The 24,632-nt window shown below is 71.9% G+C and carries 21 protein-coding genes; 7 read left to right on the top strand and 14 right to left on the bottom strand.

Annotation, left to right across the window (positions count from 1 at the left end):
* Positions 1-418 precede the first annotated feature (418 nt).
* Positions 419-2,005, top strand: coding sequence for an alpha/beta hydrolase (locus tag ABD346_RS26355; RefSeq protein ID WP_344378242.1), 1,587 nt, complete (start codon positions 419-421; stop codon positions 2,003-2,005).
* 150 nt (positions 2,006-2,155) lie between these two features.
* Here ABD346_RS26355 and moeZ read toward each other — a convergent pair whose 3' ends face one another.
* The 12 genes from moeZ to ABD346_RS26295 form a co-directional block, all read right to left on the bottom strand.
* Positions 2,156-3,334, bottom strand: a complete 1,179-nt coding sequence (moeZ, locus tag ABD346_RS26350) for an adenylyltransferase/sulfurtransferase MoeZ (protein WP_189962754.1) — start codon at positions 3,332-3,334, stop codon at positions 2,156-2,158.
* Positions 3,335-3,397: 63 nt separating this feature from the next.
* Entirely contained in the window at positions 3,398-4,174 is a 777-nt protein-coding gene (locus ABD346_RS26345; RefSeq protein WP_344378240.1) for a spherulation-specific family 4 protein, read from the bottom strand.
* On the bottom strand, positions 4,162-5,127 hold the full coding sequence (locus ABD346_RS26340; protein ID WP_189962756.1) for an NAD-dependent epimerase/dehydratase family protein: 966 nt from the start codon (positions 5,125-5,127) through the stop codon (positions 4,162-4,164). Before ABD346_RS26340 ends, ABD346_RS26345 begins: the two co-directional genes overlap by 13 nt.
* A 145-nt stretch (positions 5,128-5,272) precedes the next feature.
* Positions 5,273-6,424 (bottom strand): hypothetical protein, encoded by a 1,152-nt coding sequence (locus ABD346_RS26335; protein ID WP_344378238.1) that lies wholly within the window; start codon positions 6,422-6,424, stop codon positions 5,273-5,275.
* Positions 6,421-8,142: a DUF3492 domain-containing protein gene (locus tag ABD346_RS26330; protein ID WP_344378236.1), complete on the bottom strand. Its 1,722-nt coding sequence runs from the start codon at positions 8,140-8,142 to the stop codon at positions 6,421-6,423. The genes ABD346_RS26335 and ABD346_RS26330 overlap by 4 nt, the downstream gene beginning before the upstream one ends.
* A 191-nt stretch (positions 8,143-8,333) precedes the next feature.
* Positions 8,334-10,427 carry a dipeptide ABC transporter ATP-binding protein gene (locus ABD346_RS26325; protein ID WP_344378235.1) on the bottom strand — a complete coding sequence of 698 codons (2,094 nt, stop codon included), beginning with the start codon at positions 10,425-10,427 and terminating at the stop codon, positions 8,334-8,336.
* The gene (locus ABD346_RS26320; RefSeq protein WP_344378234.1) at positions 10,424-11,422 is read right to left on the bottom strand and encodes an ABC transporter permease; all 999 of its coding nucleotides are present in this window, start codon (positions 11,420-11,422) and stop codon (positions 10,424-10,426) included. Before ABD346_RS26320 ends, ABD346_RS26325 begins: the two co-directional genes overlap by 4 nt.
* Positions 11,419-12,402: an ABC transporter permease gene (locus ABD346_RS26315; RefSeq protein WP_344378232.1), complete on the bottom strand. Its 984-nt coding sequence runs from the start codon at positions 12,400-12,402 to the stop codon at positions 11,419-11,421. The genes ABD346_RS26320 and ABD346_RS26315 overlap by 4 nt, the downstream gene beginning before the upstream one ends.
* Before the next feature lie 2 nt (positions 12,403-12,404).
* Complete coding sequence (locus ABD346_RS26310) at positions 12,405-14,135, bottom strand: ABC transporter substrate-binding protein (protein ID WP_344378230.1); 1,731 nt, start codon at positions 14,133-14,135, stop codon at positions 12,405-12,407.
* A 166-nt stretch (positions 14,136-14,301) separates the two neighbouring features.
* Positions 14,302-14,397 carry an Ms4533A family Cys-rich leader peptide gene (locus ABD346_RS26305; protein WP_317617795.1) on the bottom strand — a complete coding sequence of 32 codons (96 nt, stop codon included), beginning with the start codon at positions 14,395-14,397 and terminating at the stop codon, positions 14,302-14,304.
* 88 nt (positions 14,398-14,485) lie between these two features.
* Positions 14,486-15,718, bottom strand: a complete 1,233-nt coding sequence (locus ABD346_RS26300; protein WP_381227701.1) for a DUF3152 domain-containing protein — start codon at positions 15,716-15,718, stop codon at positions 14,486-14,488.
* An 8-nt stretch (positions 15,719-15,726) separates the two neighbouring features.
* Positions 15,727-16,764, bottom strand: a complete 1,038-nt coding sequence (locus ABD346_RS26295) for an alpha/beta fold hydrolase (protein WP_344378224.1) — start codon at positions 16,762-16,764, stop codon at positions 15,727-15,729.
* A gap of 135 nt (positions 16,765-16,899) precedes the next feature.
* Between ABD346_RS26295 and ABD346_RS26290 the strand changes: the two genes are divergently transcribed.
* The 3 genes from ABD346_RS26290 (at position 16,900) to ABD346_RS26280 (ending at position 18,277) form a co-directional block, all read left to right on the top strand.
* Positions 16,900-17,121 carry a hypothetical protein gene (locus tag ABD346_RS26290; protein WP_189962764.1) on the top strand — a complete coding sequence of 74 codons (222 nt, stop codon included), beginning with the start codon at positions 16,900-16,902 and terminating at the stop codon, positions 17,119-17,121.
* Positions 17,122-17,266: 145 nt separating this feature from the next.
* Positions 17,267-17,908: a TetR/AcrR family transcriptional regulator gene (locus ABD346_RS26285; RefSeq protein WP_053729923.1), complete on the top strand. Its 642-nt coding sequence runs from the start codon at positions 17,267-17,269 to the stop codon at positions 17,906-17,908.
* A gap of 141 nt (positions 17,909-18,049) precedes the next feature.
* Positions 18,050-18,277, top strand: a complete 228-nt coding sequence (locus tag ABD346_RS26280; RefSeq protein ID WP_053729924.1) for a DUF3107 domain-containing protein — start codon at positions 18,050-18,052, stop codon at positions 18,275-18,277.
* Between the two features lie 79 nt (positions 18,278-18,356).
* Here the strand turns inward: ABD346_RS26280 and ABD346_RS26275 are convergent, their stop codons facing one another.
* Complete coding sequence (locus ABD346_RS26275; RefSeq protein ID WP_344378219.1) at positions 18,357-19,511, bottom strand: acyltransferase family protein; 1,155 nt, start codon at positions 19,509-19,511, stop codon at positions 18,357-18,359.
* Between the two features lie 270 nt (positions 19,512-19,781).
* Here ABD346_RS26275 and ABD346_RS26270 point away from each other — a divergent pair, with 270 nt between their 5' ends.
* Positions 19,782-20,045 carry a hypothetical protein gene (locus ABD346_RS26270; RefSeq protein WP_344378217.1) on the top strand — a complete coding sequence of 88 codons (264 nt, stop codon included), beginning with the start codon at positions 19,782-19,784 and terminating at the stop codon, positions 20,043-20,045.
* Between the two features lie 28 nt (positions 20,046-20,073).
* Here ABD346_RS26270 and ABD346_RS26265 read toward each other — a convergent pair whose 3' ends face one another.
* On the bottom strand, positions 20,074-20,835 hold the full coding sequence (locus ABD346_RS26265) for a ferritin-like fold-containing protein (protein ID WP_189962767.1): 762 nt from the start codon (positions 20,833-20,835) through the stop codon (positions 20,074-20,076).
* A 472-nt stretch (positions 20,836-21,307) separates the two neighbouring features.
* On the opposite strand from ABD346_RS26265, the gene ABD346_RS26260 reads away from it, so the two are divergent.
* Both ABD346_RS26260 and ABD346_RS26255 read left to right on the top strand, forming a co-directional pair.
* Positions 21,308-23,593 carry a DEAD/DEAH box helicase gene (locus ABD346_RS26260; protein ID WP_344378215.1) on the top strand — a complete coding sequence of 762 codons (2,286 nt, stop codon included), beginning with the start codon at positions 21,308-21,310 and terminating at the stop codon, positions 23,591-23,593.
* Positions 23,594-23,691: 98 nt separating this feature from the next.
* Positions 23,692-24,576: an alpha/beta fold hydrolase gene (locus ABD346_RS26255; RefSeq protein WP_344378213.1), complete on the top strand. Its 885-nt coding sequence runs from the start codon at positions 23,692-23,694 to the stop codon at positions 24,574-24,576.
* Positions 24,577-24,632: the final 56 nt, after the last annotated feature.

The raw sequence follows: 24,632 nt of genomic DNA, 5'->3' as shown, positions 1-24,632 counted from the left end.
GACCCTGGTGCGCCGGCCCCGGCACGCCGTGGCGGAGCGGCCCATCATCGTCATCTGGGAAGCCACCCGGGCCCGCCCGCTCGCCTGTCTGCACTTCCGCGCCGACGCGCAGCCGGACCGCGACCCGGGTCGGCGGCAAGCTCCGCACCGGCACGCTCGCCGGGGTGGCCGTCGACGAGGGCGCCGAGTCCCTGATGGCGCTGCGGCCCGAGGCGGTCGGGCTCGGCCCGCTCCTGACCGACCCGGCGCCCGCGCCGGTGACCGTGTGGACGCGGGGCTCGCGGCGGCCGAGCGGGGCCTCGACCGGGCGGGCGTTCCGGGCTGAGCGGCCCGGCGGCCGGGCGGAGCCGGGCAGGCTGCCACCCCGATGGGCCGCCCCGCTCGCGCGCTCTCCCTGTTCCCGACGCAGGATGGAGGGATGGAACACCACCGCGCACCGCGCAAGCGGACCCGGGCCGCCGCGCTCAGCGCCGCCGCCGTACTGCTCGCCGCCGTCGGCTGTTCCAGCGGGGCCAAGGACGAGGGCGGCCTCACCTCGGGCACCGCCGACGCGGCCGAGCTCGCCACCCAGAAGCTGAACTGGAAGGCGTGCGCCGCGCCCACCGCGGCCGAGGGCACCGGCTCCGCGCCCTCCCCGCTGCCCGGCGGCGCCCAGTGGAAGTGCGCCACCATGAAGGTGCCGCTGGACTACGCGAACCCCAAGGCCGGCACCCTCGACCTCGCCCTGATCCGCACCGAGGCCACCGACAAGGCGCACCGCATCGGCTCGCTCGTCTTCAACTTCGGCGGCCCGGGCGGCTCCGGCGTGTCCACCCTGCCCGCCGCGGCGAGTGACTACGAGGGGCTGCGCGGCCGCTACGACCTGGTCAGCTTCGACCCGCGCGGGGTCGGCGCCAGCGCGCCCGTGCAGTGCGAGAACGACTCCCAGCTCGACAAGTACTTCGCCCAGGACGCCACCCCCGACGACGCCGCCAAGGAGGAGGCGTACATCGAGGGCCTCAAGTCGTTCGCCACCGCCTGCCAGGACAATTCCGGCAAGGTGCTCCCCCACGTCGGCACCACCGAGGCCGCCCGCGACATGGACCTGCTGCGCCAGGTCCTCGGCGACCGGAAGCTGTACTACATGGGGATCTCGTACGGGACGGAGCTCGGCGGCGTCTACGCCCATCTGTTCCCGAAGAACGTCGGGCGGGCCGTCTTCGACGCCGTCGTCGACCCCACCAACGACGTCGAGCAGAGCGCGATCGGGCAGGCCAAGGGCTTCCAGCTCGCCCTCGACAACTTCGCGCAGGACTGCGTGAACCGCGGCGACAAGTGCCTCCTGCGCGGCGCGAACGTGCGGGAGGTCGAGGACGTCATCGTCAAGCTGCTGGCCCAGCTCAACACGAAGCCCATCCCGGCCGGCAACAGCGGCCGCCGGCTCACCCAGACCCAGGCCACCAACGGCATCGCCCAGGCCCTGTACTCCAAGGAGTACTGGCAGCTCCTCGAACAGGGCGTCGACGAGGCGGAGGGCGGACAGGGCGCGCTGCTCCTCGCCCTGTCCGACGCCATGAACGGGCGCGGCAAGGACGGCACGTACAGCAACATCCAGGCCGCCAACGCGGCCATCAACTGTGCCGATTTCAAGGAGCGTTACTCACTGGACCAAACGAAGGCCAAACTCCCCGAGTTCCGCAGGGCCTCGCCCGTCTTCGGCGACTTCATGGCCTGGGGCCTCATGGGCTGCACCCAGTGGCCGGTGGCCGGCCAGTGGACCACTCCCGATGTGAGCGCACCGGGCGCCGCCCCCATCGTGGTCGTCGGCAACACGGGAGATCCCGCGACGCCGTACGTGGGCGCGAAGAACATGGTGGACAAGCTGGGGCCCGGGGTCGGCGTGGAGCTCACGTACAAGGGGCAGGGGCACGGGGCCTACAACAGCGGCAACAAGTGCGTGCAGGGGGCTGTGAACGCTTACCTCCTGGAAGGAAAGGTGCCTTCTGCAGGGGCCGTTTGCCAGTGACCCGGCGCCGTTTTGGGTGCGTTTTCGACTGCGGGCCCGTCGTGGCTGGTCGCGCAGTTCCCCGCGCCCCTTAGCAGGATGCGATCGCACAGAACCGCAAAGGGGCCGGTCCGCACACTGCGAAACCGGCCCCCTGCCAAACAGCACCCTCTAGTAGATGGGCTTCTCCGGCTCGATCTGGTTGACCCAGCCGATGACCCCGCCGCCCACGTGGACCGCGTCGGCGAACCCCGCCGCCTTGAGGACCGCGAGGACCTCCGCCGAGCGGACGCCCGTCTTGCAGTGCAGGACGATGCGCTTGTCCTGGGGCAGCGATTCGAGCGCCGTGCCCATCAGGAACTCGTTCTTGGGGATCAGCTTGGCGCCCGGGATCGAGACGATCTCGTACTCGTTCGGCTCGCGGACGTCGATGATCTCGATCTTCTCGTCCGCGTCGATCCACTCCTTGAGCTGCTTGGGAGTGATCGTCGAGCCCATGGCCGCTTCCTGGGCCTCCTCGGACACGACGCCGCAGAAGGCCTCGTAGTCGATGAGCTCGGTGACCGTCGCGTTCGGGCCGCAGACCGCGCAGTCGGGGTCCTTGCGGACCTTGACCTGGCGGTACTGCATCTCCAGGGCGTCGTAGATCATCAGGCGGCCGACCAGCGGCTCGCCGACGCCCGCGAGGACCTTGATCGCCTCGGTGACCTGGATCGAGCCGATCGACGCGCACAGAACGCCGAGCACGCCGCCCTCGGCGCAGCTCGGGACCATGCCCGGCGGCGGGGGCTCCGGGTAGAGGCAGCGGTAGCAGGGACCGTGCTCGGACCAGAAGACCGAGGCCTGGCCGTCGAAGCGGTAGATCGAGCCCCAGACGTACGGCTTGTTCAGGAGCACGCACGCGTCGTTCACCAGGTAACGCGTCGCGAAGTTGTCCGTGCCGTCGACGATCAGGTCGTACTGGCTGAAGATGTCCATCACGTTCTCGGCTTCGAGCCGCTCTTCGTGCAGGACGACGTTCACGTACGGGTTGATGCCGAGCACGGAGTCGCGCGCGGACTCCGCCTTGGAGCGGCCGATGTCGGCCTGGCTGTGGATGATCTGGCGCTGGAGGTTCGACTCGTCGACCTCGTCGAACTCCACGATGCCGAGCGTGCCGACACCGGCTGCGGCCAGGTACATCAGGGCCGGGGAGCCGAGACCGCCGGCGCCCACGGCGAGCACCTTCGCGTTCTTCAGCCGCTTCTGCCCGTCCATCCCGACGTCGGGGATGATCAGGTGGCGCGAATACCTGCGGACCTCGTCTACGGTGAGCTCAGCTGCTGGCTCGACCAGGGGTGGCAGCGACACGGAAACTCCGTCGGTCGGTAACTCAGTACGGTTGTTCTCTCCGTAACACTGCCACGCGCCCCCTCATTCCGAGATACCCGGTCCGATCCGCGAGACGATTTCGTCCCAGTAGCCGGGCAGTGTTTCAAATGGGTCGGTATGTCCATTTCGCTGGCGGGACCGGTCGGCCCGGTCCGTGAAGTAGATCGTGCCCGCGCCCTGCCAGCGGGCGATCCGCAGCGCCTCCTCCAGATGTGTTCGGGGCACCCCGTGCACCAGGTGGCAGAAGCGCTCCGACGGGTAGTCGGCGGTCCATTCGGCCACCTGCGACCAGCGGTAGTCGGTCCACGGCCCGGTGTACGTGATCAGCTGGTCGGCGGCCTCCGCGTAGCCGGGGTACGGGTGCGTCCCGTGCCCGAAGACCAGGTGGGCGCCCTCGCGCAGGGCCCGCAGCGTGTCGGTGGTGCGCCGCATTTCGGGAAGCGCGTCTCGCTCTGTGGGACAGCGGTCGAGCAGGAAGCCGTCGACCCGGTACCAGTCGAGGTAGCGGTGCGCCTCGGAGATCTGCTCGCCGAAGGGGCGGCTGCCGTACGCCGTGTCGACGTGGCCGAGCACCCGGACGCCCGCGTTGCGCAGCTTGCCGACGGCTTCGAGGCAGTGCGGATCGGGCCGGCTGCCGGGGCCGCCGGGGGTGCCGCCGGAGACATTGAGCACGGCCCAGTGCAACGGCGTTCCGGGGCGGGTGAGTTCGGCCCATTCGACGGGGGCGACGAGCGGGTGGGCATAGCCGGGGACGCCGAGGCCGAGCCGGTCGGCGCCGGTCGCCGCGCGCTGCCCGAGGAGCCGGGTCAGATTCGGCATGCCGCCTCCATCCAGATGTCGGCGAGGGATTCCTCCAGGTTGATCCGGGGCCGCCAGCCGAGCCGGTCGCGGGCGGTGCGTACGTCGGCCTGCTGCCAGCTTCCGCAGCCGTCGGGGTACGGGGCGGGCGTGGCGAGGTGTTCGAGCGCGGCCTCGCCGGAGCGCGGGGAGCCGATGAGACCGGGGCGCATGACGGGCGGCCCGTCGAGTTCGTGCAGGGTGCCCGCGTAGCCCGCGACCCTGGCCAGGACGGCGGCCGCGTCGCGGAGCTTCACCGAGCGTCCGGTGCCGATGTTGACCACGCCCTGGGCGGCGGAGAGCGAGGCGGCGTGTACGGCCCGGGCCACATCGCGTACGTCGACGAAGTCCCGCTGTACGCCGAGCCCGCCGAGCTTCAGTTCGCCGTCGCCGGACTGCATGGCCCGCCGCATCGCCTCCGCGAGGCGCCCGAGCGGCGATCCTGCGGGGGTGCCGGGGCCGACGGGCGAGAAGACGCGCAGCACGATCGCGTCGAGTCCCGAGCCGAGGACGAGTTCGGTCGCGGCGAGCTTGGAGACGCCGTACGGCCCGCCGGGGCGCGGCACGGCGTCCTCCGCGGTGGAGGAGCCGGGCTGCGAGGGCCCGTACTCCGAGGCGCAGCCGATCTGGACGAGGCGGGCACCGCAGCCGCTGCGCCGCAGGGCCTCGCAGACGGTGGCGACGGCGACAGTGTTGTGCCGGGTCAGCTCGCGGGCGCCGCCTCGGGTGGCCCCGGCGCAGTTGACGACGACCCCGGGGTGCACGGCGTCGAGGAAGCGGGTGAGGGCTCCCGGGCTGCCGGTGGCGAGGTCGAACCGTACGTCCGCGTCGTCGCCGCGCCCGAGGGCGGTGAGCTGCACGGCGGGGTCGGCGAGCAGGCGGTCGGCGACGAACCGGCCGAGGTATCCGTTGGCTCCGAGCAGCAGCACCCTCATCGCACGGTCCTTCCGTGCGGTCGGCGGGAGGCCGGTGGCAGGGCGGTCATGTGTCGTTCTCCTTCAATGCCGCCCCGCCCGCTCCGTAAGGGGGTCGGGCGATCGCGGCGCTTCGGTGGGGTGGGCGCGTCGGTCGTCGGGCGCCTCACTGGTCACAGTGGGCCGAGGCGCGGGCCAGCACGGCGGCGGCTCGGGCGAGCAGGGCGAGGGCGGCGGCGCCGCACACGGCGGCGGGCAGGGCCCCGGCGCCCCAGCTCTGCACCACGGCTTCGACGGGGCGGCCGAGTGCGGCGCAGCCGGGCACCCGCCCGGCGAACACGGAGGCGAGCGCGACCAGTTCGGCACCTGCGGCGGCGGCGAGCACCTTGGTCGCGGCTCCGGCGAAGCCGTGCGCGGCGAGCATCCGGGCGAGCCAGAGCAGCACCCCGAGCGCGGCTGCGGCCGCGAACGCATCGGCTCCGTACGCAAGTTGAGCGACCGTCAGGCAGGTGGCGAGTCCGACGAGGAACAGCGCCACCGTCGCCAGGAGCAGCGGGCGGGAGCGTCCGGCGAACTCGGCGAGGCCCCGGCTGGATTCGAGCTTGCGGCGTGCCTGTACGGAGAAGAGGTGCGCGCACCACATCGCGGGAGCCACGGCGAAGGCGAGGCCGGTGGCGGCCGCGGGGTCGAGCGGCCAGCCTCCGTCGGGGCCGCCGCGCACGGCCTCGGCGAGCAGCCCGTCGCCGCCGATCGCGTACGCCATGAGCCAGGCGGCGCAGAGGCGGGCGGCGGGCCGGGCGCGGGGGCCGGCGCGCAGGGGGCCGCGCCGCAGGGTCAGGGCGAGCGCGACGACGAAGGCGACTGCGCCGGCCGCCCCTGCCACGAGCCGGACCCCGCCGGCGGTGAGCTGGACTCCCTCGACGGCGAGGGCGCAGACGGTGCCGGGCAGCAGCGCCCACAGCGCCCATCCGGCGGGCTGCGGGATCGACTCCCGTGCTGCGGAGGGAGTTTCGGTGTCGCGGGGCACGCGCGCGTAGAGCTCTTCGGCGAGCGAGAAGACGTCGCGGTGGCGGAAGCGGGCGGCGGTGCGGTCGGTGACGCCGTGTGCTTCAAGGCCTGCCGCGATCTCCAGCGGGTCGACGGCGCGTTCGCAGAGTTCACGGTGGCGGTGCATGAGGGCTCTGACGGGGTCGGCGGGGCCGCGCCGGGGGGTGGCGGCGCGGCCCGCGCCGCTCCGGTCGGGCGTCGGGGCGAGGGCGTCCTTGGAGCGGGCGCCCCAGGCCGCGCCGGTGGCTCGGGCGGAGGGGATGTCGGTCACGCGCCCGCCCCTTCCGCTTCGGCGTCGAGGCGCTGCTGCAACAGGGCCGCGATCGGGCTTCCTGCCCAACTGGGGCCGCTCGAATGCGAGTTGGATGGAATGCGAGCCGAGGTCGGGGCCGCCCAGCGGCCGGGCACATGGGCTTCGGCGGGGTGCGCGAAGGGCTGTGGGGCGGCCGACTCGTCGGCGTTCTCGCGGTGGACCGGGTTGTGCGACATGAGTTCCAGGTAAATGCCGCGAAATGCCGCGAGGTTCTGCTCGACGGTGAACAGTTCGAGCGCGCGGGCGCGGGCGGCGGCGCCCAGGCGCGAGCGCCGTTCGGGGTCGCGAAGGAGTGCCACGCAGGCGTCGGCGAGGGCGCGCGGGTTGCGCGGCGGCACCACCAGGCCCGTACCGCCGATGACTTCGACGACCGCGCCGGTGTCGGTGGAGACGGTGGCACGGCCGCAGAACATGGCTTCGACGAGGCTGACGGGGAAGCCCTCGACGACGCTGGACAGCACGACGACGCTTCCGGCGGCGTACGCGTCGGCGAGTTCGGGCGCCTCGGGGCCGCCGATCTCCTCGAACGAGACGGGGTTGTCGCCGACCGCGTGGGCGTCGGCGGCCTCGTCGGGGAAGAGCTGGGCGGCGAGCGCCCGGCAGTGTGCGAGATAGGTGACGGCCTCGGCGCCCTCGGCGGGCGCCGCGATCAGGCGCAGCCGCGCCTCGGGTTCGGCCCTGCGGACCTCGGCGAAGGCATGCAACAACGCGATGAGGTCCTTGGCGGGCTCGATCCGCCCGACCCACACCAGAGTGTGGGGCTCACCCTCGTACGCGCCCTCCCCCACCGCGTGGAACCGGTCGGCGGACATGCCGGGGTAGACGGTGCGCAGCTTGGCGCGGTCGGCTCCGCAGCGCTCCTGCCAGCGGCGGGTGTGGGTGTTGCCGGGGGTGATGAGCTCGGCCCGCGCGTACACCTCGGCGGCGAGCCGGCGCTGGAATCCCGCCTGCAACGCCCTTACGGGAACCGAGAGTTGGGCGTTGGCGAGATACTGGGTGCGGAGCTGGACGCCGTACTCGGTGACCAGGAGCGGGACCCCGCAGAAGCGTTTGGCCAGCAGCCCGGGGAGGGCGGCGCCGCCGCCGGATGCGGCATGGCAGAGGTCGACCGCGCCGAGCGCGTCGTCGCCGTACCAGTCGAGGGAGAGCGGGCGCAGGGCTCGCTCCAGGAGGCTCGCGAAGGCGAGATGGTCGGGCACCCGGGCGGCCTGTACCGCGCGGTTCACGCCGGGGGCACGGCAGGCGGCTTCCAGGATGCGGACGGCCGTCTCGGAACGCAGCTCACCGCCGAGCCCGCCGTGCTCGCGGGCGAGGGAGGCGAGCCCGTAGAGCCCGTCCGAGAACGCATCGCCGTCGGCCCGCTCGGTGCAGAGGGAGGCGGCCAGACGCCCGAAGCACTCGGCGAACTCCCGGCGTTCGCGCCGCCCGTACCCGCGCTCGGTACGCCGACGGCCGGTGTGGCGGGATTCGGGTGCGGACCAGGGAGAGGCGGTACGCACCTGACGCACGTGCGGAGGCAGCGCGAGCAGCCCCTGCTGTTCCTGCTCGGCACTCCGGCTGAGCGCGAATATGTCGAACTCGTGCCGCGCGAGCCCGCGCACGAGCCGGTCGCACCACAGCCTGGACTCACCGGTCGTGTACGGATAACCGCCATCCGTGAGCAGTCCGATCCGCATGTGCGCACCCCCGATCTCCCTTGTGGGCGGCCACCGTTGGCAACGGCGACTCGCAGCGGGACGAACGTAAGCGGTCATGCCGGTGGCGCGACGGACGGTTGTCCATCGCGCCACCGGAAGGGGTGAATGCACGTAACTTTCCCGACCCGATGGCGTTCGGTCGCGCTACGGGTCGGGCCGGTCACAGACGGCTACGCCACGGCCACTTCCTCGGGGGCCGCCTCCCACGACGCCTCGCGCAGCTCGCGGCGGGCCGCGCGGCGAGTGGCGGCGAGCGCGGGGTCCAGGGAGGGTACGGCGGCGAGCAGCTGCCGGGTGTACGGGTCCTTGGGCGCCCCGTACACGACGTCGGCCTCGCCCTCCTCCACGATCCGCCCCTGCCGCATGACGGCGACCCGGTCGCTGACCTGCCGCACCACGGCGAGGTCGTGCGCGACGAAGACGAGCGCGAGCCCGAGCTCTTGCTGCAACTGCCCGAGCAGGGCGGTGACTTGAGCCTGAGTGGTGACGTCGAGCGCGGACACGGGCTCGTCGCACACAATGAGTGTCGGCTCGGCGGCCAGCGCGCGGGCGATCCCTACGCGCTGGCGCTGGCCGCCGCTGAACTCGTGCGGGTAGCTGTCGTAGCGATCGGGGTCGAGCCCCACCTTCTGGAGCAGCTCGCCGACCCTGGCCCGGATGCGGCTGTCGTCGCGCTCCCCTCTCGCCCTCAGCGGGTCGGCGACGGATTCGCCGATGGACCGGCGGGGGTTGAGGGAGGAGACGGGGTCCTGGAAGACCATCTGGACGTCGCCGGTGCGGGTGACGTGCCCGGCGCTGGGCTGGAGCAGCCCGACCAGCATGCGACCCAGGGTGGTCTTCCCACTCCCGCTCTCGCCGACGATGCCGAGCGTTTCCCCGCGGCGGACTGTGAGGGAGACCCCGTCCACGGCGGTGAAGGCGGTTCGACCGCGGCCGAAGGTCTTGCGGAGGCCGGTCGCCTGGAGCACGAGGCCGCCTTCGGCGGAGGCCTCCCCCGCCCCGCCCCTTCCCGCAACCCTCCCGGGGTGGGTATGTGGCCGAGGTCCGTTCCCGGGGGCGCCGCCCCCGGACCCCCGCTCCTCAGACGCCGGAGAGGGCGAGAGTCGCTGGGCCGCGGACCGTGCGTGGTTGCTCGCGCAGTTCCCCGCGCCCCTGGCAGAACTGGACATCCCGGCATCACCGCCGTGCGAGCCACTGGCGTCCTCACCGGCATCCCCGGCCGGCCCCACGTTCACCACCGAACCCGTCTCACCGGCACCCCCAGCCCGTCCGGCGTTTGAGGACGAGCGCCCTTCAGGCGCGAACGGGGTCCGGGGCAGAGCCCCAGCAGCGTCCACCGGGCCGCGGCCGAGTACGGCACCCCCGGCGGGTTTCGGGAAGGGGTGGGGTGGGGCCGACGGGGTCCGGGGCGGAGCCCCGGCGGCGACCACCGGGTCGGAGCCGGGCGCACTCTCCCGGGGGCCCGCAGCGGAGCCGGGCGGGGTGGGGGAAATCCTCGGGACCGCCGACAGCAGCGCCCGCGTGTAAGGCTCCCGCGGAGCGCCAAGCACCGCCCCCACCGGCCCCCGCTCCACCTCCCTCCCCGCCCGCATCACCAGCACCTCGTCCACGCTCTCCGCCGCCACCCCCACGTCATGGGTGACCAGCACCAGGCCAAGGCCCGTCTCGCGGCGCAGATCGTGCAGCAGGTCCAGGATCTGCGCCTGGACGGTCACGTCGAGCGCCGTCGTCGGCTCGTCCGCGATCAGCAGGCGCGGTTCGCACGCCAGCGCCATCGCGATGAGGGCCCGCTGCCGCATGCCCCCGCTGAACTCGTGCGGGCGGGAGCGGGACTTGCGGGCCGCGTCCGGGATGCCCACCCGGTCCAGGACCGAGACCGCGCGCGCCCGGGCGGCCCGCCGGGAGCCGCCCTTGTGCACCCGGTACACCTCCGCGATCTGGTCGCCGATCGTGTAGTACGGGTCGAGCGAGGACAGCGGGTCCTGGAAGACCATCGCCGCCGACCCCCCGCGCAGGGAGCGGAGTTCGGAGTCGGAAGCGGCCATCACGTCCACCCCGGCCACCCGGATCGCGCCGGTGACCCGCGCCCCCGTACCCCGGTGCAGGCCGAGCAGCGCGTACGCCGACGCGCTCTTGCCCGAGCCGGATTCCCCGACCACGCCCAGCGCCGCGCCGGGCCGGAGCGTAAAGGAGAGGCCGTCGACGGCCCGTACCTCGCCGAAGGAGATGCCGAGGTCGGACACCTCGACCAAAGGCTCGGTCATGACAGCACCACCCGTCGATCAGCCATCGCGTACAGGACGTCCGCGACCGCATTGGCAAGCACCACGAAGAATCCGGTGGTCAGAACCACACCGACCACCACCGGCAGGTCGACCGTGCGCACCGACTGCACGAGCTGCTGCCCGATGCCCGGGATGCCGAAGAGCGTCTCGGTGAGCACCGCGCTGCCGAACATGGTCCCCGCGTCGAGCGCGCTCAGCGCGATGACCGGGGCGACAGCGCCGCGCAGCGCATGGCGTCCGACGATGGCCCGCTCGCTCAGCCCGTACGCCCGGAACGTACGCACATGGTCCTCGGCGAGCGTCTCCAGCATCGAACTACGGGTCAGGCGCGCGTACTTGGCCGATTCGATCAGGGCGAGGGAGAACCAGGGCAGCAGCAGGCCCCAGAACCACTGCTGCGGGTTGTCCGTGAACGGCACGTACTGCGGGAACGGCAGCCATTGCAGCGTCGAGCACAGGATGATGATCAGCAGCAGGCCGATCACGAACACCGGAGTGGACGTGCCCGCCAGGGTCAGCCAGGTCAGCAGCCGTTCGGTCATTCCGCCGCGCTTCCACGCGGAGAGCACCCCGGTGCCGACGCCGATGAGCAGCCACAGCGCGAACGCGCCGATCACCAGGGAGCCGGTGACCGGGAGCTTGCCGAGGATGAGGTCGGTGACCTGCTCGTCGGTGCGGTAGGACTGGCCGAGGCAGGGCGCCGAGCAGTGCACCATTCCCGTGCCGGACGAGAAGTCGCGGCCGGCGAAGATGCCCTGGACGAAGTGGCCGTACTGGAGGTACAGCGGGTCGCCGAGCCCCAGCTTGTCGTGGACCAGGGCGACTTGCTGCGGAGAGCAGCGTTCGCCGCAGACGATCTGGGCGACGTTGCCCGGGGCCACGTAGAACACGGCGTACACGATGACGGAGAGGGCGAGGAGCACGAGGACGGCTCCGGCGATCCGCCTCAGCAGAAAGCCCGTGAAGCCTGTCAACTTGCCTTCTCCTTACGGGAGTTGCGGGTGCCCACGCGGAGCCTCGACGCCGCTCTCGGGTCCAGGGCCGTGCGTACTCCCTCACCGATCACCGTCAGCGAGAGGACCGTGATGAAGAGCAGGCCGGCCGGCAGGAGCAGATACGTCGGGGCCGCCTGGTACCAGGTGTTGGCGTCGGTGAGCATCTGCCCCCAGGACGGGGTGGGCGGTTTGATGCCCACGCCGAGGAAGGACAGGGCCGCCTCGGCCACCACATTGCTGGGGACGAGGAGGACGGCGTACGTGATGACGGGTGCGGCAAGGGCGGGCAGCAGTTCGCGGCGGGCGATCGCCCAGGTGCCCCAGCCGCTGAGCCGCGCCGCCGAGACGTGGTCGAGCGTCTTGAGCGAGAGGGCACCCGCCCGCACGATCTTCGACGTGCCGAACCAGCCGAGCCCGGCGATGATCAGCGTGATCAGGACCGGCCGCGGGATCGAGGCGGGGGCCACCGCGAGCAGGCCGAGCGTGATGACGAGCATCGGCAGGGCGGCCGCGACGTCGGTGACACGGCTGACGATCTGGTCGGCCCAGCGGCCGCCGAGCGCGGCGAACAGGCCGAGGGCGACGCCGAGCCCGACCTGGATGAGGGTGGCGACGAAGGCTACGCCGAGCGAGACGCGGGCGCCGTAGACGATCCGGGCGAACAGGTCGCGGCCGGTCTGCGGCTCGACGCCGAGCCAGTGCTCGCCGCTGATCCCGCCGAACGAGCCGATGGGCACGCCGCCACTGGCCGAGTCGACGAGCGTGGGGTGGAAGGCGTTGGGGTCCTGGCCTTCGAGCGAGGTGAGCAGCGGTGCCGCGAGTGCGACCAGGACGAGCAGGGCGAAGACGGCCGCCGCGGCGGTGACCGCGCGCTGGGCGCGCAGCCGCCGCCAGAAGAGGCGACCGCCGGGGGCGGGCGCGACGGCGCCCGCCCCGGTGGTCAACAGGGCTTCGGACATGGCTACTTGACCGCTACCTGCGAGATGTCGAGCACGCCGGTCCAGTCGCTGATGACGACGTTCTTGACGTCCTTGCCGACGAGCCGCTTGTAGACGGGGTGGAACAGCGGCACGACCACGGCCTGCTCGCCGATCTTCTTGTCGAGCGCCCCCCAGCGCGGGGCGGCTGCGGTCAGGTCGGTCAGCTTGTTGATCTCGTCGATCTCGCTGTTGACGGAGGCGTCGTCCAGGAAGCCGGTGTTGAAGTTGGCGCCGTCCCGGACGATCTGGCGGCCGTCGAAGATCGGCGCGAGGAACGGGCCGCCGGAGGGCCAGTCGGCGCCCCAGCCGCGCAGGAAGAAGCCGGGCTCCTTCTTCGCGCTGGCCACGGTGTCGTTGTAGTCGTTGCCTTCGAGGCCCTGGAGCTTGACGGTGATGCCCGCCTTCTTCAGCGCGTCCTGGAGGGCGGTGGCGACCTCGGGCCCCTTGGGGCCGCCCTTGGCGTTGGAGTGGGTGAGCGTGACGGTGAGCCCGTCGGCGTAGCCCGCCTCCTTCAGGAGCTCCTTGGCCTTGGCCGCGTTGCCGGAGGCGCCCGCCGGGAAGGGGTCGTACGGGGTGTACCCGAAGGCCTTCTGGTTGGGCAGGAACGTGGTGGCGGGCTCGGCGAGCGAGGAGCCGCCGACCGCGTTGACGGCCGAGGTGCGGTCGACGGCGTACGCGATGGCCTGGCGGACCTTGGGGTTGTCGAAGGGCTTCACGTTCGGGTTGAACGCGATGTAGTTGGTGTAGCCGAAGTGCCCGGTGCCGACCCGCGCGGCGAGCTGCTTGTCGCTGCCGACCTTGGCGAGTTCGGCCGGCCCCAGGTTGGTGTCGGTGGTGACGGCGGCCGCGTCCGGGCCCTGCGATGCGGAGAGCCGCTGGTTGATGACGGCCTGGTCGAGCCCGGAGCGTACGTCGATGGTGTCGGGGTAGGCCTTGCGCTCGGTGTCGGTCGCCTCGGACCAGTGGGGGTTGCGCTCCAGGACCAGGTGCTCGCCGTCGTTCTCGTTCTTGACGACCTTGTACGGGCCCGAGGAGACGGGGTGCTCCTCGTACTTGGTGCCGTTGTCCTTGGCCTTGGGGACCGGCGCGAACTGCGTCTGGGTGGCGAGGAAGGGGAACTCGCCCTCGGGCTTGTTCAGGTGGAACACGATCGTCTTGGCGTCGGGCGTCTCGATCGAGGCGAGGCCCTTGCCGCCGTCCTTGTACGGGCCCTGGTACTGGGCGCCGCCGACCAGCCAGTCCCTCAAGTACGGTGCGCCGCCGGACAGTTCGGCCGCGAAGGACCGCTCGATGCCGTACTTGATGTCGGCGGTGGTGATCGGGCTGCCGTCCTCGTACGTGAGGCCGTCCTTGAGCGTGTACGTCCACACGGTGGCGTCGGCATTGGGCCTGCCCGTGTCGGTCGCGAGGTCGGGCACCACCTTCGTGCCCTCGGCGCCGTTCTCGCGGTTGCGGGTGGTCAGGGTGCGGAAGACGAGCGAGGGGACGTTGCCGCCGCCGGAGGTGTAGAGCCGCGCGGGGTCGAAATCGGTCTGCGCCTCGTTGTTGAGGACGCTGAGCGCGCCGCCCTTGTGGGGCGTGCCGGACGCGCCGGACCCGGCGTTCCCCGCGCCGCCGCCCTCGGGACCGCAGGCGACGGCGCCCACGGCGAGAACCACGGCTATCGCTGCCGCTCTGGCGACATTCCCTGACGAAATGGACGTGTGACGCATCGGAAGTAGACCTCTCGGTAACTGCTGGGCAGGGCGGGAAATGCGGGCGCCCACAGCACCGAAAGGAAAAGGGGTGGCTGCGCCCGCATGCGGAAACCGTGCGAAAGCACGGAAATGCCCGGGCGCAAAAAGGGAAAAGGGAAAGTCGAACGCGCTCGGGACTGCGTCAGCTACAGAGAATGTCGGCCACGCTGTGCCCGGTCACGCCGATGAGCGCCAGCTCGATGGCGGCGCGTTCGGGGGTGGCGTGGCGGTGCGACATGCCGAGAAATATGGACGACCCGCTGTTCACTGTCAATCGAGAACGAGACGGCCGTCCCACATCCTGGACATGTCACACCGCGGTGGGATCAACCCTGGGGATACACCCAGGGGTTGGGCAGGCACTTGATCCCGTCGATGTCCAGGGACTTGGTCTGCTGCTGCATCACCGGGGCGAGCGCGCCGGGCGTGCGGCAGCTCACATGGTTGTGCCCGAGCCGGTGGCCGACCTCGTGGTTGATGAGCATCTGCCGGTAGCTGAGCATCGCCTTGCCCCAGCCGAACGTCTCCGAACCCTGCGCCCAGCGGAACGCGTTGATCATCACGCGGTCGGTGGCGGCCGAGTCGCAGGAGACGTTGTCCTCGTTGGTGTCGAGCCCGGACTTGGCACACCAGGCGCCGGTGGTCCCGGGACTGGCCAGCGTGATGATGAAGTCCGGCTTGCCCGACGAGATCCGCTCGAAGGTCATCGTGCCGCCGTGGCCCCAGCTGCGGTCGTCGTTGAGGGTCTTCTGCACGGCCTCGGCGAACAGACCGCCGTCCAGGCCGAGCCCCTGCTCGACGTCGACCCGGTAGCGGTACTTGCGCCCCTTGCCGGGCGCCGCGTCGAACCCGGGCACGGCGTCGAACTTGCCGGACGCGGTGAGCTTGGGGTCCAGCGGGAACTGCTGGGCCATCTTCTGGTCGTACGTCTGGACCGCGGGGGCCGCCTGCGGGGTGGCCCGCCCGCTGCCCCGGGATGCCGAACTCCCGTCCGTGTCACGGTCGTTGTCGCCGGTGGACCGGCCGGCGACGTCGTGCTTGTTGCCGTCCGAGGTGACCTGCCCGGCGACGACGACCGCGAGCACGGTGGTCACCGCGGCGGCCGCGATCCCGGTGAACGTCCGCCCCTTGGATCCCTTGGACTCCTTGGACTTGGCTTCGGGTTCGGGCGGCGGCGCGAGGCCGACGGTGCGGTTCGCCCCGGTGCCGGCCGACGGGGGCCCGTCGAAGGCCTCGATGGAGGAGCGGCGCGGGCCCGGGATGCGAGCCGCGGCGCCGTAAGGATTCTGCTGGACGGTGCGCGGCCTGCCGTGCCAGTCGCCGTGGCGGGCCTGGGCATCGGACCCGTGCTCGGGGTGCTGCGGATGTCCGCCGCGCACCTGCGGGGTGCCGAAGGCCGGGGTGCCGCCGCCGTGGTGCGGGGCGGGGCCGTCGCCCGGGGCCTGCCGTCTGCGCCGGCCGCTGCCGGAGGCGACGGCCTGCTCGGCCTGCGGGGCCGGGGGCGCTTCGTGTATGGGCACCGAGTCGCTGGGGCCCTTGGGTCGGCTGTGTCGTCCCACGCCCCGGATCAGCTCCTGTTTTCGCGGTCGGTGATTTCTCGGTCGCCGGTCTCCCGGCCGGGGGCCGCCCGGTCGGCGCCGCGGTGTCTGCGGGCGCTCTCGTCGAGCAGTTCCCGTACGGCCTGGGCGACCGTCGCGGGGTACTCCATCATCGCCACGTGCCCGGCATCGGGCAGCGTGAGGAGCCGCGAGTCACGGAAGGCGGCCGCGGCCCGGCGGGCCATCCGGTACGAGACCAGCTGGTCGCGCTGCCCGTAGATGAGCAGCGTCGGCGCGAGCACCCGCTCCGCCTGCCGCCACAGTCCGTGCTGGCCGCCCAGCGTGTACGCGTCGACGATGCCACGCGCCGAGCGGGTCATCGCGTCCCAGAAATAAGGGAGTTGGAGGCGCCGTTCCATCTCCTGGACCGCGGCCTCGAACCCCTCGGGGCTCACCCGCCCGGGGTCGCCGTAACAGAGGGCCATCACGCCCCGGGTGCGGTCCTCGGCGGTCCAGTCCCGGCTCAGCTTCGCGAACAGGGAGGCGACGCCCGGCAGCGCGACCAGCGCGGTCGGCCAGGCGCTGCGCTGCACGCGGACCTCGGGGAGCGCGGGCGAGATGAGGGTGAGGGTGCGCACCAGATCGGGGCGTACGGCCGCGACGCGGGTCGAGACGGCTCCGCCCAGCGAGTTGCCGATGAGGTGGACGGGGCCGCGGCCCGCCGAGTCGAGCAGCCGGATCACGGCGCGGGCGTGACCGGTGACCGAGTAGTTGCCGTCGTCCGGCGGCGGGGAGTCCCCGAAGCCGGGCAGATCGAGCGCCTCGCCCTCCAGGCGGTCGGCGAGCAGCGGCATCAGCGTCGACCAGTTCTGCGAGGACCCGCCGAGCCCGTGGACGTACAGCGCGGGTTCGAGGCCGGGGCCGGTGCCGGGGCGCGACCGGACGGTCAGAGTGAGGCCCGGCAGGCTCACGGAGCGCAGTTCCTCACCCTCCGCGACCCTGACCGCCCCCACCCGTGGTGCCAGGGAGGCGGCGGCGAGGGTTTCCGGCAGCTCGGTCGAAGACATGCGGCAATGTTACGAGACGATCACGCCGTGGTTCATGTGTTCGCCATCACAGGCCGTATAGCGGCATGCCCGGGGAACTCCTAGGCTCGTAAGGGAGCCCCCGAATCACTCGAAGTGCAGGAAAAGGGAGCAGCCATGTCCGTCGATCCCAGCGATCCGGAAACCTTCCAGGACGAAGACGACGACACCGCGGAACTGTCCGAGGAGACCAATGAGGCGGACGCGGCCGAGCAGCACACGGACGTACGACAGGACCACGACGACCCGCTGACCCGTGTCGACCCGGGCGCCGCCAACGAGGCCGACGCCGTCGAACAGGCGCGCGTGGTCGCCCTCGACGAGGACGACTACCGATGATTTGTTCGGTTTCCCGCGGGTATCTCCGGCTACCCAGCGCGTCCGGTCCGTGAAATTCTGCGTTCGCACCGCGCACAGCCGGGTTACCCAAAAGTACGATGGCGGCGCGCGTACATCGCGCACCGGAACAACTTTGGGAGGCGGCGTGACAGCCATCGAGCAGACCGAGGCGGCGCGCCCGCGAGGCACGCGCCTGCCGCGCCGGGCCCGCCGCAATCAGCTCCTGGGCGCCGCCCAGGAGGTTTTCGTCGCACAGGGTTACCACGCGGCCGCGATGGACGACATCGCCGAGCGCGCGGGCGTCTCCAAGCCGGTGCTCTACCAGCACTTCCCCGGCAAGCTGGAGCTCTACCTGGCCCTGTTGGACCAGCACTGCGAGTCACTCCTGCACGCGGTCCGCACCGCCCTGGCGTCGACCTCGGACAACAAGCTCCGCGTCGCCGCGACCATGGACGCCTACTTCGCGTACGTCGAGGACGAGGGCGGCGCCTTCCGGCTCGTCTTCGAGTCGGACCTCACCAACGAGCCCGCCGTGCGCGAGCGCGTGGACCGGGTCAGCCTCCAGTGCGCCGAGGCGATCTCGGACGTCATCGCCGAGGACACCGGCCTCTCCAAGGACGAGTCGATGCTGCTCGCCGTGGGCCTGGGCGGGGTCTCCCAGGTGGTCGCCCGCTACTGGCTCTCCAGCGAATCGGCCATCCCCCGCGACCAGGCGGTCCAGCTCCTCACCTCGCTCGCCTGGCGCGGCATCGCGGGCTTCCCGCTGCACGGCACCGAGGGCCACTGAGCGGCCCGCGCGCGGTCATTCCTGAATTCTGTTCGCTCCTGGCGTTCAGCGACCGGCCATTTCCGGTCGCCTCCCCGGGCTAATGTGTGCAGCGTACGGCGCGGCTGACCGCGCACCGCACGAGGTCGGAGGGACATAGCCGTGGAGGTCAAGATCGGCGTGCAGCACGCACCCCGGGAGATCGTTCTGGAGAGCGGGCAGTCCGCCGAAGAAGTCGAGAGCGCGGTATCCGACGCCCTCGGCGGCAAGGCGCAGCTGCTCAGCCTCACGGACGACAAGGGCCGCAAGGTCCTGGTACCGGCCGACAAGATCGCATACGTGGAAATCGGCGAGCCGGCGGTCCGCCGCGTGGGCTTCGGCGCGCTGTAGTACACCAGGACACCGAAGAAGGGGTGCCACCAGTGATCACTGGTGGCACCCCTTCTTCTTCGTTTTCCCCGCGTCCCGCTCAGTGGACTCCCGCGCCGTGCAGGGGCCGCCGCTCCTCGGGAGCGGGCGGAAGCGGGGACCGCGGCCGAGTCCGCCGACGGGCGGGAGAGTTGAGGCGTACGTCTTCGATGCCGCGTTTCATCGCGTCGCGGACCCACTTGCCCGCGGGGCGTTCCACGAGGCGGTGGATGAGCCAGGCGGTGGCCATCATCAGTGCGATCACCGAGCCCACGAGCACGGGTGCGGGGAGCAGATGGCGGAAGTGGTGGATCAGCGTCATGCCGATGAACATGTGGATCAGGTACAGCGGATAGGTGATCGCGCCGGCCGTGGAGAGCCATTGCCACTGGACCTTGTCGAAGGCGCCCAGGGCGATCGCCCCGACGACGGCGAACCCGGCGACGACGATCAGCCGGACCGGCCAGCTCGGCAGCTGATCGGCGGCGACGTGACCGAGGTTGATGGCGACGCGGTAGTGGATGTACCGCTGCGCGAGCAGCAGTTGGAACAGGACGATGCCCCACAGCAGCGCGTTGGATCCGAAGCGGCGCATCAGATAGAAGGCGATGCCCGCGATGAAGTACGGCGCGTACTGCGGCATCGCGAACGCCGCGAGCGCCGGGATGCCGAGGCTGGGCGCGAGGGCCGCCGCCACGGTCCAGGCGCCGCAGAAGATGAGCACATTGCGGTAGGTCACCCCGCAGAGCACGACGATCGCCATCAGGACGTAGAACTTGAGCTCCACGAAGAGCGTCCAGTACACGTCGTCGACGTTCCTCGTGTTGTTGCCCGCCTGGACCATCGTCAGGTTGACGACGACGTCGTCCCAGCCGCGTATCGAAGTGATCTCCGGCCATTTGTTGACGACCAGCGCGGTGAGCGGCACGGCGACCCAATAAGCCGGAAACAGCCGGGAGACCCGGGAGACGGCGAAGTCGCCGAGGCTGCGGCCCCACACGCTCATGCAGATCACGAACCCGCTGACCAGGAAGAACACCTCGACCCCGAGCCAGCCGAACTCGGCGAACCTGTGCAGCGTCGGGAAGACCGTCACCGGGTCGTGGCCCCAGGGTCTGCTCAGCGCGAGGTAGTGGTAGCAGACCACCATCAGAGCGGCGACGAGCCGGAGCCCGTCCAACGCTGCGAGTCTCGGCACCGGCCGACGCTGGCTCATGGTGTGACCTCCGTGCCGCCGAACGGCACCCGAGAGAACGAAGGAGCCCCGGCGCCAGCGCGGAGTCACCTGTTGCGGAACCTACGTGCGGCTTCTGCTCGCACGGCATCGGTTGACACCAGGTGTGACCGTAAGCACATAAAAATCGTGCCTGTTCGAGGACACGCCCGCGTTGCTTCCTCCCAGTGAGGGGAGGGTTGCGTTCCGCAAGGCTCGGGTAGGACGGCTGTAACCGATCCGCCCTGGCCGTACCCCCGGGAGGCGACGCACATGCTCCTTGAAGCCCTTGGCTCCGTACTGCTGGGATTCGCCCTCGCGTGGGCCGCCGCGGCCCGGCTCTCCCACCGGCTGCCCGACCGCCGCACCGTTCTGTCCGTCGGCCCGCTCGCCGGTCTCTTCGGCGCGTTCCTGACGCATTCGGCGATCGGCCCGGGTCATGGAGTGACGACGGTGCTCGGCGCCACCTTCGTCGCGTCCGTCCTGCTCTCGCTGCTGCTGCGGCCGACCCGCCGCCTGCGCCGTTCGGCGGCGTAGGCGGCGGGTCCGTTCTCGCTCCTACGGGTCAGGCCGCGAGACCCAGCGCCGCCATCCGCTTGGTGTGGGCCTTGGTGATCCGGGTGAACATCTCGCCGACCGCCGCGAGGTCGAAGCCCGCCGCCACCCCGTCGACCCCGCCGACCAGCATCGTCGAGAGCGCGTCGCGCTCGGCGACCACGCGCTGGGCCTGCGAAAGGGCCTCGCCCATCAGGCGCCGCGCCCACAGCGCGAGCCGGCCGCCGACGCGCGGGTCCGCCTCGATGGCTGCCCGCACCTTCTCCACGGCGAAGTTGCCGTGCCCGGTGTCGTCGAGGACCGACAGGACCAGGGAGCGGGTGTCGGAGTCCAGGTGATTGGCGACCTCGCGGTAGAAGTCGCTCGCGATCGAGTCGCCCACATACGCCTTGACCAGGCCCTCCAGCCAGTCCGACGGGGCGGTCTGGTGGTGGAAGTCGTCCAGGGCCTTGGCGAACGGCTCCATCGCGGCCGTCGGCTCCGCGTCGATCTGGGCGAGCCGGTCCCGCAGCCGCTCGAAGTGGTGGAACTCGGCGGACGCCATCTTCGCCAGCTCCGCCTTGTCCTCCAGGGACGGCGCCAGCTTCGCGTCGTCCGCGAGCCGCTCGAAGGCCGCGAGCTCGCCGTAGGCGAGGGCGCCGAGGAGGTCCACGACCGCGGCGCGGTACTGGGGAACCGCGGAGGCCGTCGCCCAGTCCTGGGCGGCGATCCCGGTGCGCTCGGGCTCCGGGGTGGTTTCTTCGGCTGCAGTGGCGTTGTCAGACGTCTCCATAAACCGCACAATAGCCCGCCGGGGACGGGCTGTAAGGGCCTCCTTGCTCACACCCGTCGCACCGGTCTCGCGAATTCTCCCAACACACATGCGCGAATCCGGGGTACAGTGGTAATGCGCCCGCCGAGTATTTCGACGGGCTGCACGAATGAGGATGCCCGGTCGGTTGCTCCGGTCGGCTCCGACCCGACAGCCCTCCGCAGGGCACGTTTCAGTACGTGCCACCGAAGAGGGATCCCTCAGCGGCACGAGCGCTTGAGCGACGGCAGTGGTCCCGCGCCACCCGGCAACACGATCGAATCTGATCCCCGCCGGACGAAATGGGCACGGTACGACCCGCCGCGTTCGCCTCCGTACCGCGTCTCACAGAAGAGGCAGCACCCTGACTACGTTCCGAGAGCTCGGGATCCTTCCCGAGACCGCCGAAGCCCTTGAAGCCGTCGGCATCGTGTCCCCCTTCCCCATCCAGGAGATGACGCTCCCCGTAGCGCTCTCCGGCACCGACATCATCGGGCAGGCCAAGACCGGCACCGGCAAGACGCTCGGCTTCGGTCTGCCGATCCTGGAGCGGGTCACCGTTCCCGCCGACGTCGAGGCCGGCCGGGCCACGCCCGAGCGGCTCACCAACACCCCGCAGGCCCTCGTCGTCGTACCGACGCGCGAGCTGTGCCAGCAGGTCACCAACGACCTCCTCACCGCGGGCAAGGTCCGCAACGTCCGCGTGCTCGCCATCTACGGCGGCCGGGCGTACGAGCCCCAGGTCGAGGCGCTCAAGAAGGGCGTCGACGTGATCGTCGGCACCCCGGGCCGCCTGCTCGACCTCGCCGGGCAGAAGAAGCTCGACCTCTCCCACGTCAAGGCGCTCGTCCTCGACGAGGCCGACGAGATGCTCGACCTCGGCTTCCTGCCCGACGTCGAGAAGATCATCCAGCTGCTTCCGCCGAAGCGGCAGACGATGCTGTTCTCCGCGACGATGCCGGGCGCCGTCATCGGCCTCGCCCGCCGCTACATGTCGCAGCCCACGCACATCCGCGCCACGTCGCCGGACGACGAGGGCACGACCGTCGCCAACACCGCGCAGTTCGTCTACCGCGCCCACTCCATGGACAAGCCGGAGATGGTCGCGCGCATCCTGCAGGCCGAGGGCCGCGGCCTCGCGATGATCTTCTGCCGTACGAAGCGGACCGCCGCGGACATCGCCGAGCAGCTCGCCAAGCGCGGCTTCGCCTCCGGCGCGGTCCACGGCGACCTCGGCCAGGGCGCCCGCGAGCAGGCGCTGCGCGCCTTCCGCAACGGCAAGGTCGACGTGCTGGTCTGCACCGACGTCGCCGCCCGCGGCATCGACGTCGAGGGCGTCACGCATGTCATCAACTACCAGTCGCCCGAGGAGGAGAAGACCTACCTCCACCGCATCGGCCGCACCGGCCGCGCGGGCAAGAAGGGCATCGCGATCACGCTGGTCGACTGGGACGACATCCCGCGCTGGCAGCTGATCAACAAGGCGCTCGACCTGAAGTTCCCGGACCCGGTCGAGACGTACTCCACCTCCCCGCACCTGTTCGAGGAGCTGAAGATCCCGGCCGGCACCAAGGGCGTGCTGCCCCGGGGCGAGCGCACCCGCGCGGGCCTGGCGGCCGAAGAGGTCGAGGACCTCGGCGAGACCGGCGGGCGCGGGCGCAGGTCCGCCGCTGCGGCTCCGGTCGTCACCGAGGAGCGCCCGGCCCGTACGCGTACGCCGCGTCAGCGTCGGCGCACCCGCGGCGGCGCGCAGGCGGACGGCGTCGAGACCACGGCCGCAGCTCCCGTCGCGGCCCCGGTCGCCGAGGCTGCCGCAGCCACCGAGACCGTGGCCGAGCCGCGCACGCCGCGCCGCCGTCGCCGTACCCGCGTGGGTGCGCCGTCGGCAGCGCCGCAGGCCGCTGCCGCGCCGGTGATCGAGGCGGCTGAGGCCGCTGTGGTCGCCGAGCCCGTCGCCGTCGTCAAGGCCGAGCCGCGCCGCCGTCCCGCGCCGGTCGCCACCGCGCCCGCCGTCGCGCCGGTCGAGCCCAAGCCGCGCCGTCGCCGGGTGCGCAAGGCCGACCCGGCCTCCGAGGTCGGTTTCGTGACGCCGGAGTCGGCCGCGCTTGAGCTGGCCAGGGCCGCGAAGGCCAAGGCCACCGCCGCGATGACCGAGGTCGCCGAGGCTCCGGCCGCCGCGGTCGCGGTCGCCGAAGCGCCCGTCAAGCCGCGTCGTACGCGGGCGAAGAAGGCGGCGGAAGCCGTCATCGAGACGGTCGAGGCCGCTCCGGTCGTCGAGACCGAGGCCCCGGCCAAGCCCCGCCGCACGCGCGCCAAGAAGGTCGCCGAAGCCGCCCCCGAGGCGATCGTCGAAGCGGCTGTCGAGGCCGAGGCCCCGGTCAAGCCGCGCCGCACGCGCAAGAAGGCCGCCGAGGCCGTCGTCGAGACCGTCGAGGCCGCCCCGGCCGTCGAGACCGAGGCGCCCGCCAAGCCCCGCCGCACCCGCGCCAAGAAGGTCGCCGAAGCCGCCCCCGAGGCGGCTGAGGCTCCGGCCGCGCCGCGTCGGACCCGCGCCAAGAAGGTCGCCGAAGCCGCCCCCGAGGCGGTCGTCGAAGCGGCCGTCGAGGCCGAGACCCCGGTCAAGCCGCGCCGCACGCGCAAGAAGGCCGCCGAGCCCGTGGTCGAGGCCGTCGAGGCCGAGGCCCCGGCGAAGCCGCGGCGCACCCGCGCGAAGAAGGCGGCGGTCGCGCCCGAGGCGTAACCGGCGCCACCCGAAACGGCCCGGTCCCCCTTGCGGGGTGCCGGGCCGTTCGCGTTCCTGAGCCGGGCCCGCCGGCGGGGGCCGGATACGCTCTGCCCATGAGTAAGCCGCGCTCCCTCGACCTTCCGGCGCGTACGCGTGCGTACCGACTGGCCACCTCGCGCCAGGAGTTCGCCGTGCTCGACTCGCGGCCCGAGGGCGCCGCGCGCGGGACCGTGCTGCTCGTCCCCGGGTACACCGGGAGCAAGGAGGACTTCCTCGGGCTCCTCGACCCGCTCGCGGACGCCGGGTACCGGGCCGTGGCGGTCGACGGGCGCGGGCAGTTCGAGAGCCCCGGGCCGCGGCGTACGTCCGGCTACACCCCGCGCGCCCTCGGCTCCGACGTACTCGCTCAGGCCGCGGCGCTCGGCGACGGGCCCGTGCACCTCGTCGGGCACTCCTTCGGCGGGTTCGTGGCCCGGTCCGCGGCCCGGCTCGACCCGTCCGCGTTCCTCTCCCTGACGCTGCTTTCGTCCGGCCCCGGCCGGGTCGGCCCCGAGCAGCGCACCAAGATCCGGATGCTCCAGGCGGCGCTGCCGGTGCTTCCGCCGTCGTGGGTGTGGGCGGTGACGCAGTGGCTGGACGGCAGGGACCCGGCGTACGTTCCGGACCCGCCGGAGATCGTGGCGTTCCTGGAACGCCGCTGGTTCGGCACGCAGCGCGCCCAACTCATCGCGACGGGGCGGCAGTTGAGGGTGGAGCCGGACCGCACGGAGGGCCTCGCGGCGCTGCCCCTTCCCCTCCACGTGGCGTACGGCTCCGGCGAAACGGTGTGGGCGGTGAGCGAACTGGCCCACCTGGCCCGCAGCGTGAACGCGCGGCACACGGTGATCCCGGGCGCGGACCACTCCCCCAACGTCTCCCATCCGGGTGAGCTGACGGGGGCGCTGACGGATTTCTGGTCGACGGTGACGGCCGGCCGCACCGCGTCGGCCGCCCCCTGACCGCTCCCCCAGGGACGCGGCAACCACGCACGGGGCGAGGCCAAAGACGCATTGAG

This window comes from Streptomyces mauvecolor (genome assembly GCF_039532965.1).
GTDB classification, from domain to species: domain Bacteria; phylum Actinomycetota; class Actinomycetes; order Streptomycetales; family Streptomycetaceae; genus Streptomyces; species Streptomyces violascens.
The sequence above is the reverse complement of the archived record's forward strand: the minus strand, read 5'-3'. Positions and strand labels throughout refer to the sequence as shown.

Bases quoted from the DNA above. Each gene is read 5' to 3' on its own strand.
- ABD346_RS26355 (WP_344378242.1), top strand. From the start codon at position 419: ATGGAACACCACCGCGCACCGCGCAAGCGGACCCGGGCCGCCGCGCTC.
- ABD346_RS26345 (WP_344378240.1), bottom strand. From the start codon at position 4,174: ATGCCGAATCTGACCCGGCTCCTCGGGCAGCGCGCGGCGACCGGCGCC.
- ABD346_RS26340 (WP_189962756.1), bottom strand. From the start codon at position 5,127: ATGAGGGTGCTGCTGCTCGGAGCCAACGGATACCTCGGCCGGTTCGTC.
- ABD346_RS26330 (WP_344378236.1), bottom strand. From the start codon at position 8,142: ATGCGGATCGGACTGCTCACGGATGGCGGTTATCCGTACACGACCGGT.
- ABD346_RS26325 (WP_344378235.1), bottom strand. From the start codon at position 10,427: ATGACCGAGCCTTTGGTCGAGGTGTCCGACCTCGGCATCTCCTTCGGC.
- ABD346_RS26315 (WP_344378232.1), bottom strand. From the start codon at position 12,402: ATGTCCGAAGCCCTGTTGACCACCGGGGCGGGCGCCGTCGCGCCCGCC.
- ABD346_RS26310 (WP_344378230.1), bottom strand. From the start codon at position 14,135: ATGCGTCACACGTCCATTTCGTCAGGGAATGTCGCCAGAGCGGCAGCG.
- ABD346_RS26305 (WP_317617795.1), bottom strand. From the start codon at position 14,397: ATGTCGCACCGCCACGCCACCCCCGAACGCGCCGCCATCGAGCTGGCG.
- ABD346_RS26295 (WP_344378224.1), bottom strand. From the start codon at position 16,764: ATGTCTTCGACCGAGCTGCCGGAAACCCTCGCCGCCGCCTCCCTGGCA.
- ABD346_RS26290 (WP_189962764.1), top strand. From the start codon at position 16,900: ATGTCCGTCGATCCCAGCGATCCGGAAACCTTCCAGGACGAAGACGAC.
- ABD346_RS26275 (WP_344378219.1), bottom strand. From the start codon at position 19,511: ATGAGCCAGCGTCGGCCGGTGCCGAGACTCGCAGCGTTGGACGGGCTC.
- ABD346_RS26270 (WP_344378217.1), top strand. From the start codon at position 19,782: ATGCTCCTTGAAGCCCTTGGCTCCGTACTGCTGGGATTCGCCCTCGCG.
- ABD346_RS26265 (WP_189962767.1), bottom strand. From the start codon at position 20,835: ATGGAGACGTCTGACAACGCCACTGCAGCCGAAGAAACCACCCCGGAG.
- ABD346_RS26260 (WP_344378215.1), top strand. From the start codon at position 21,308: ATGACGCTCCCCGTAGCGCTCTCCGGCACCGACATCATCGGGCAGGCC.
- ABD346_RS26255 (WP_344378213.1), top strand. From the start codon at position 23,692: ATGAGTAAGCCGCGCTCCCTCGACCTTCCGGCGCGTACGCGTGCGTAC.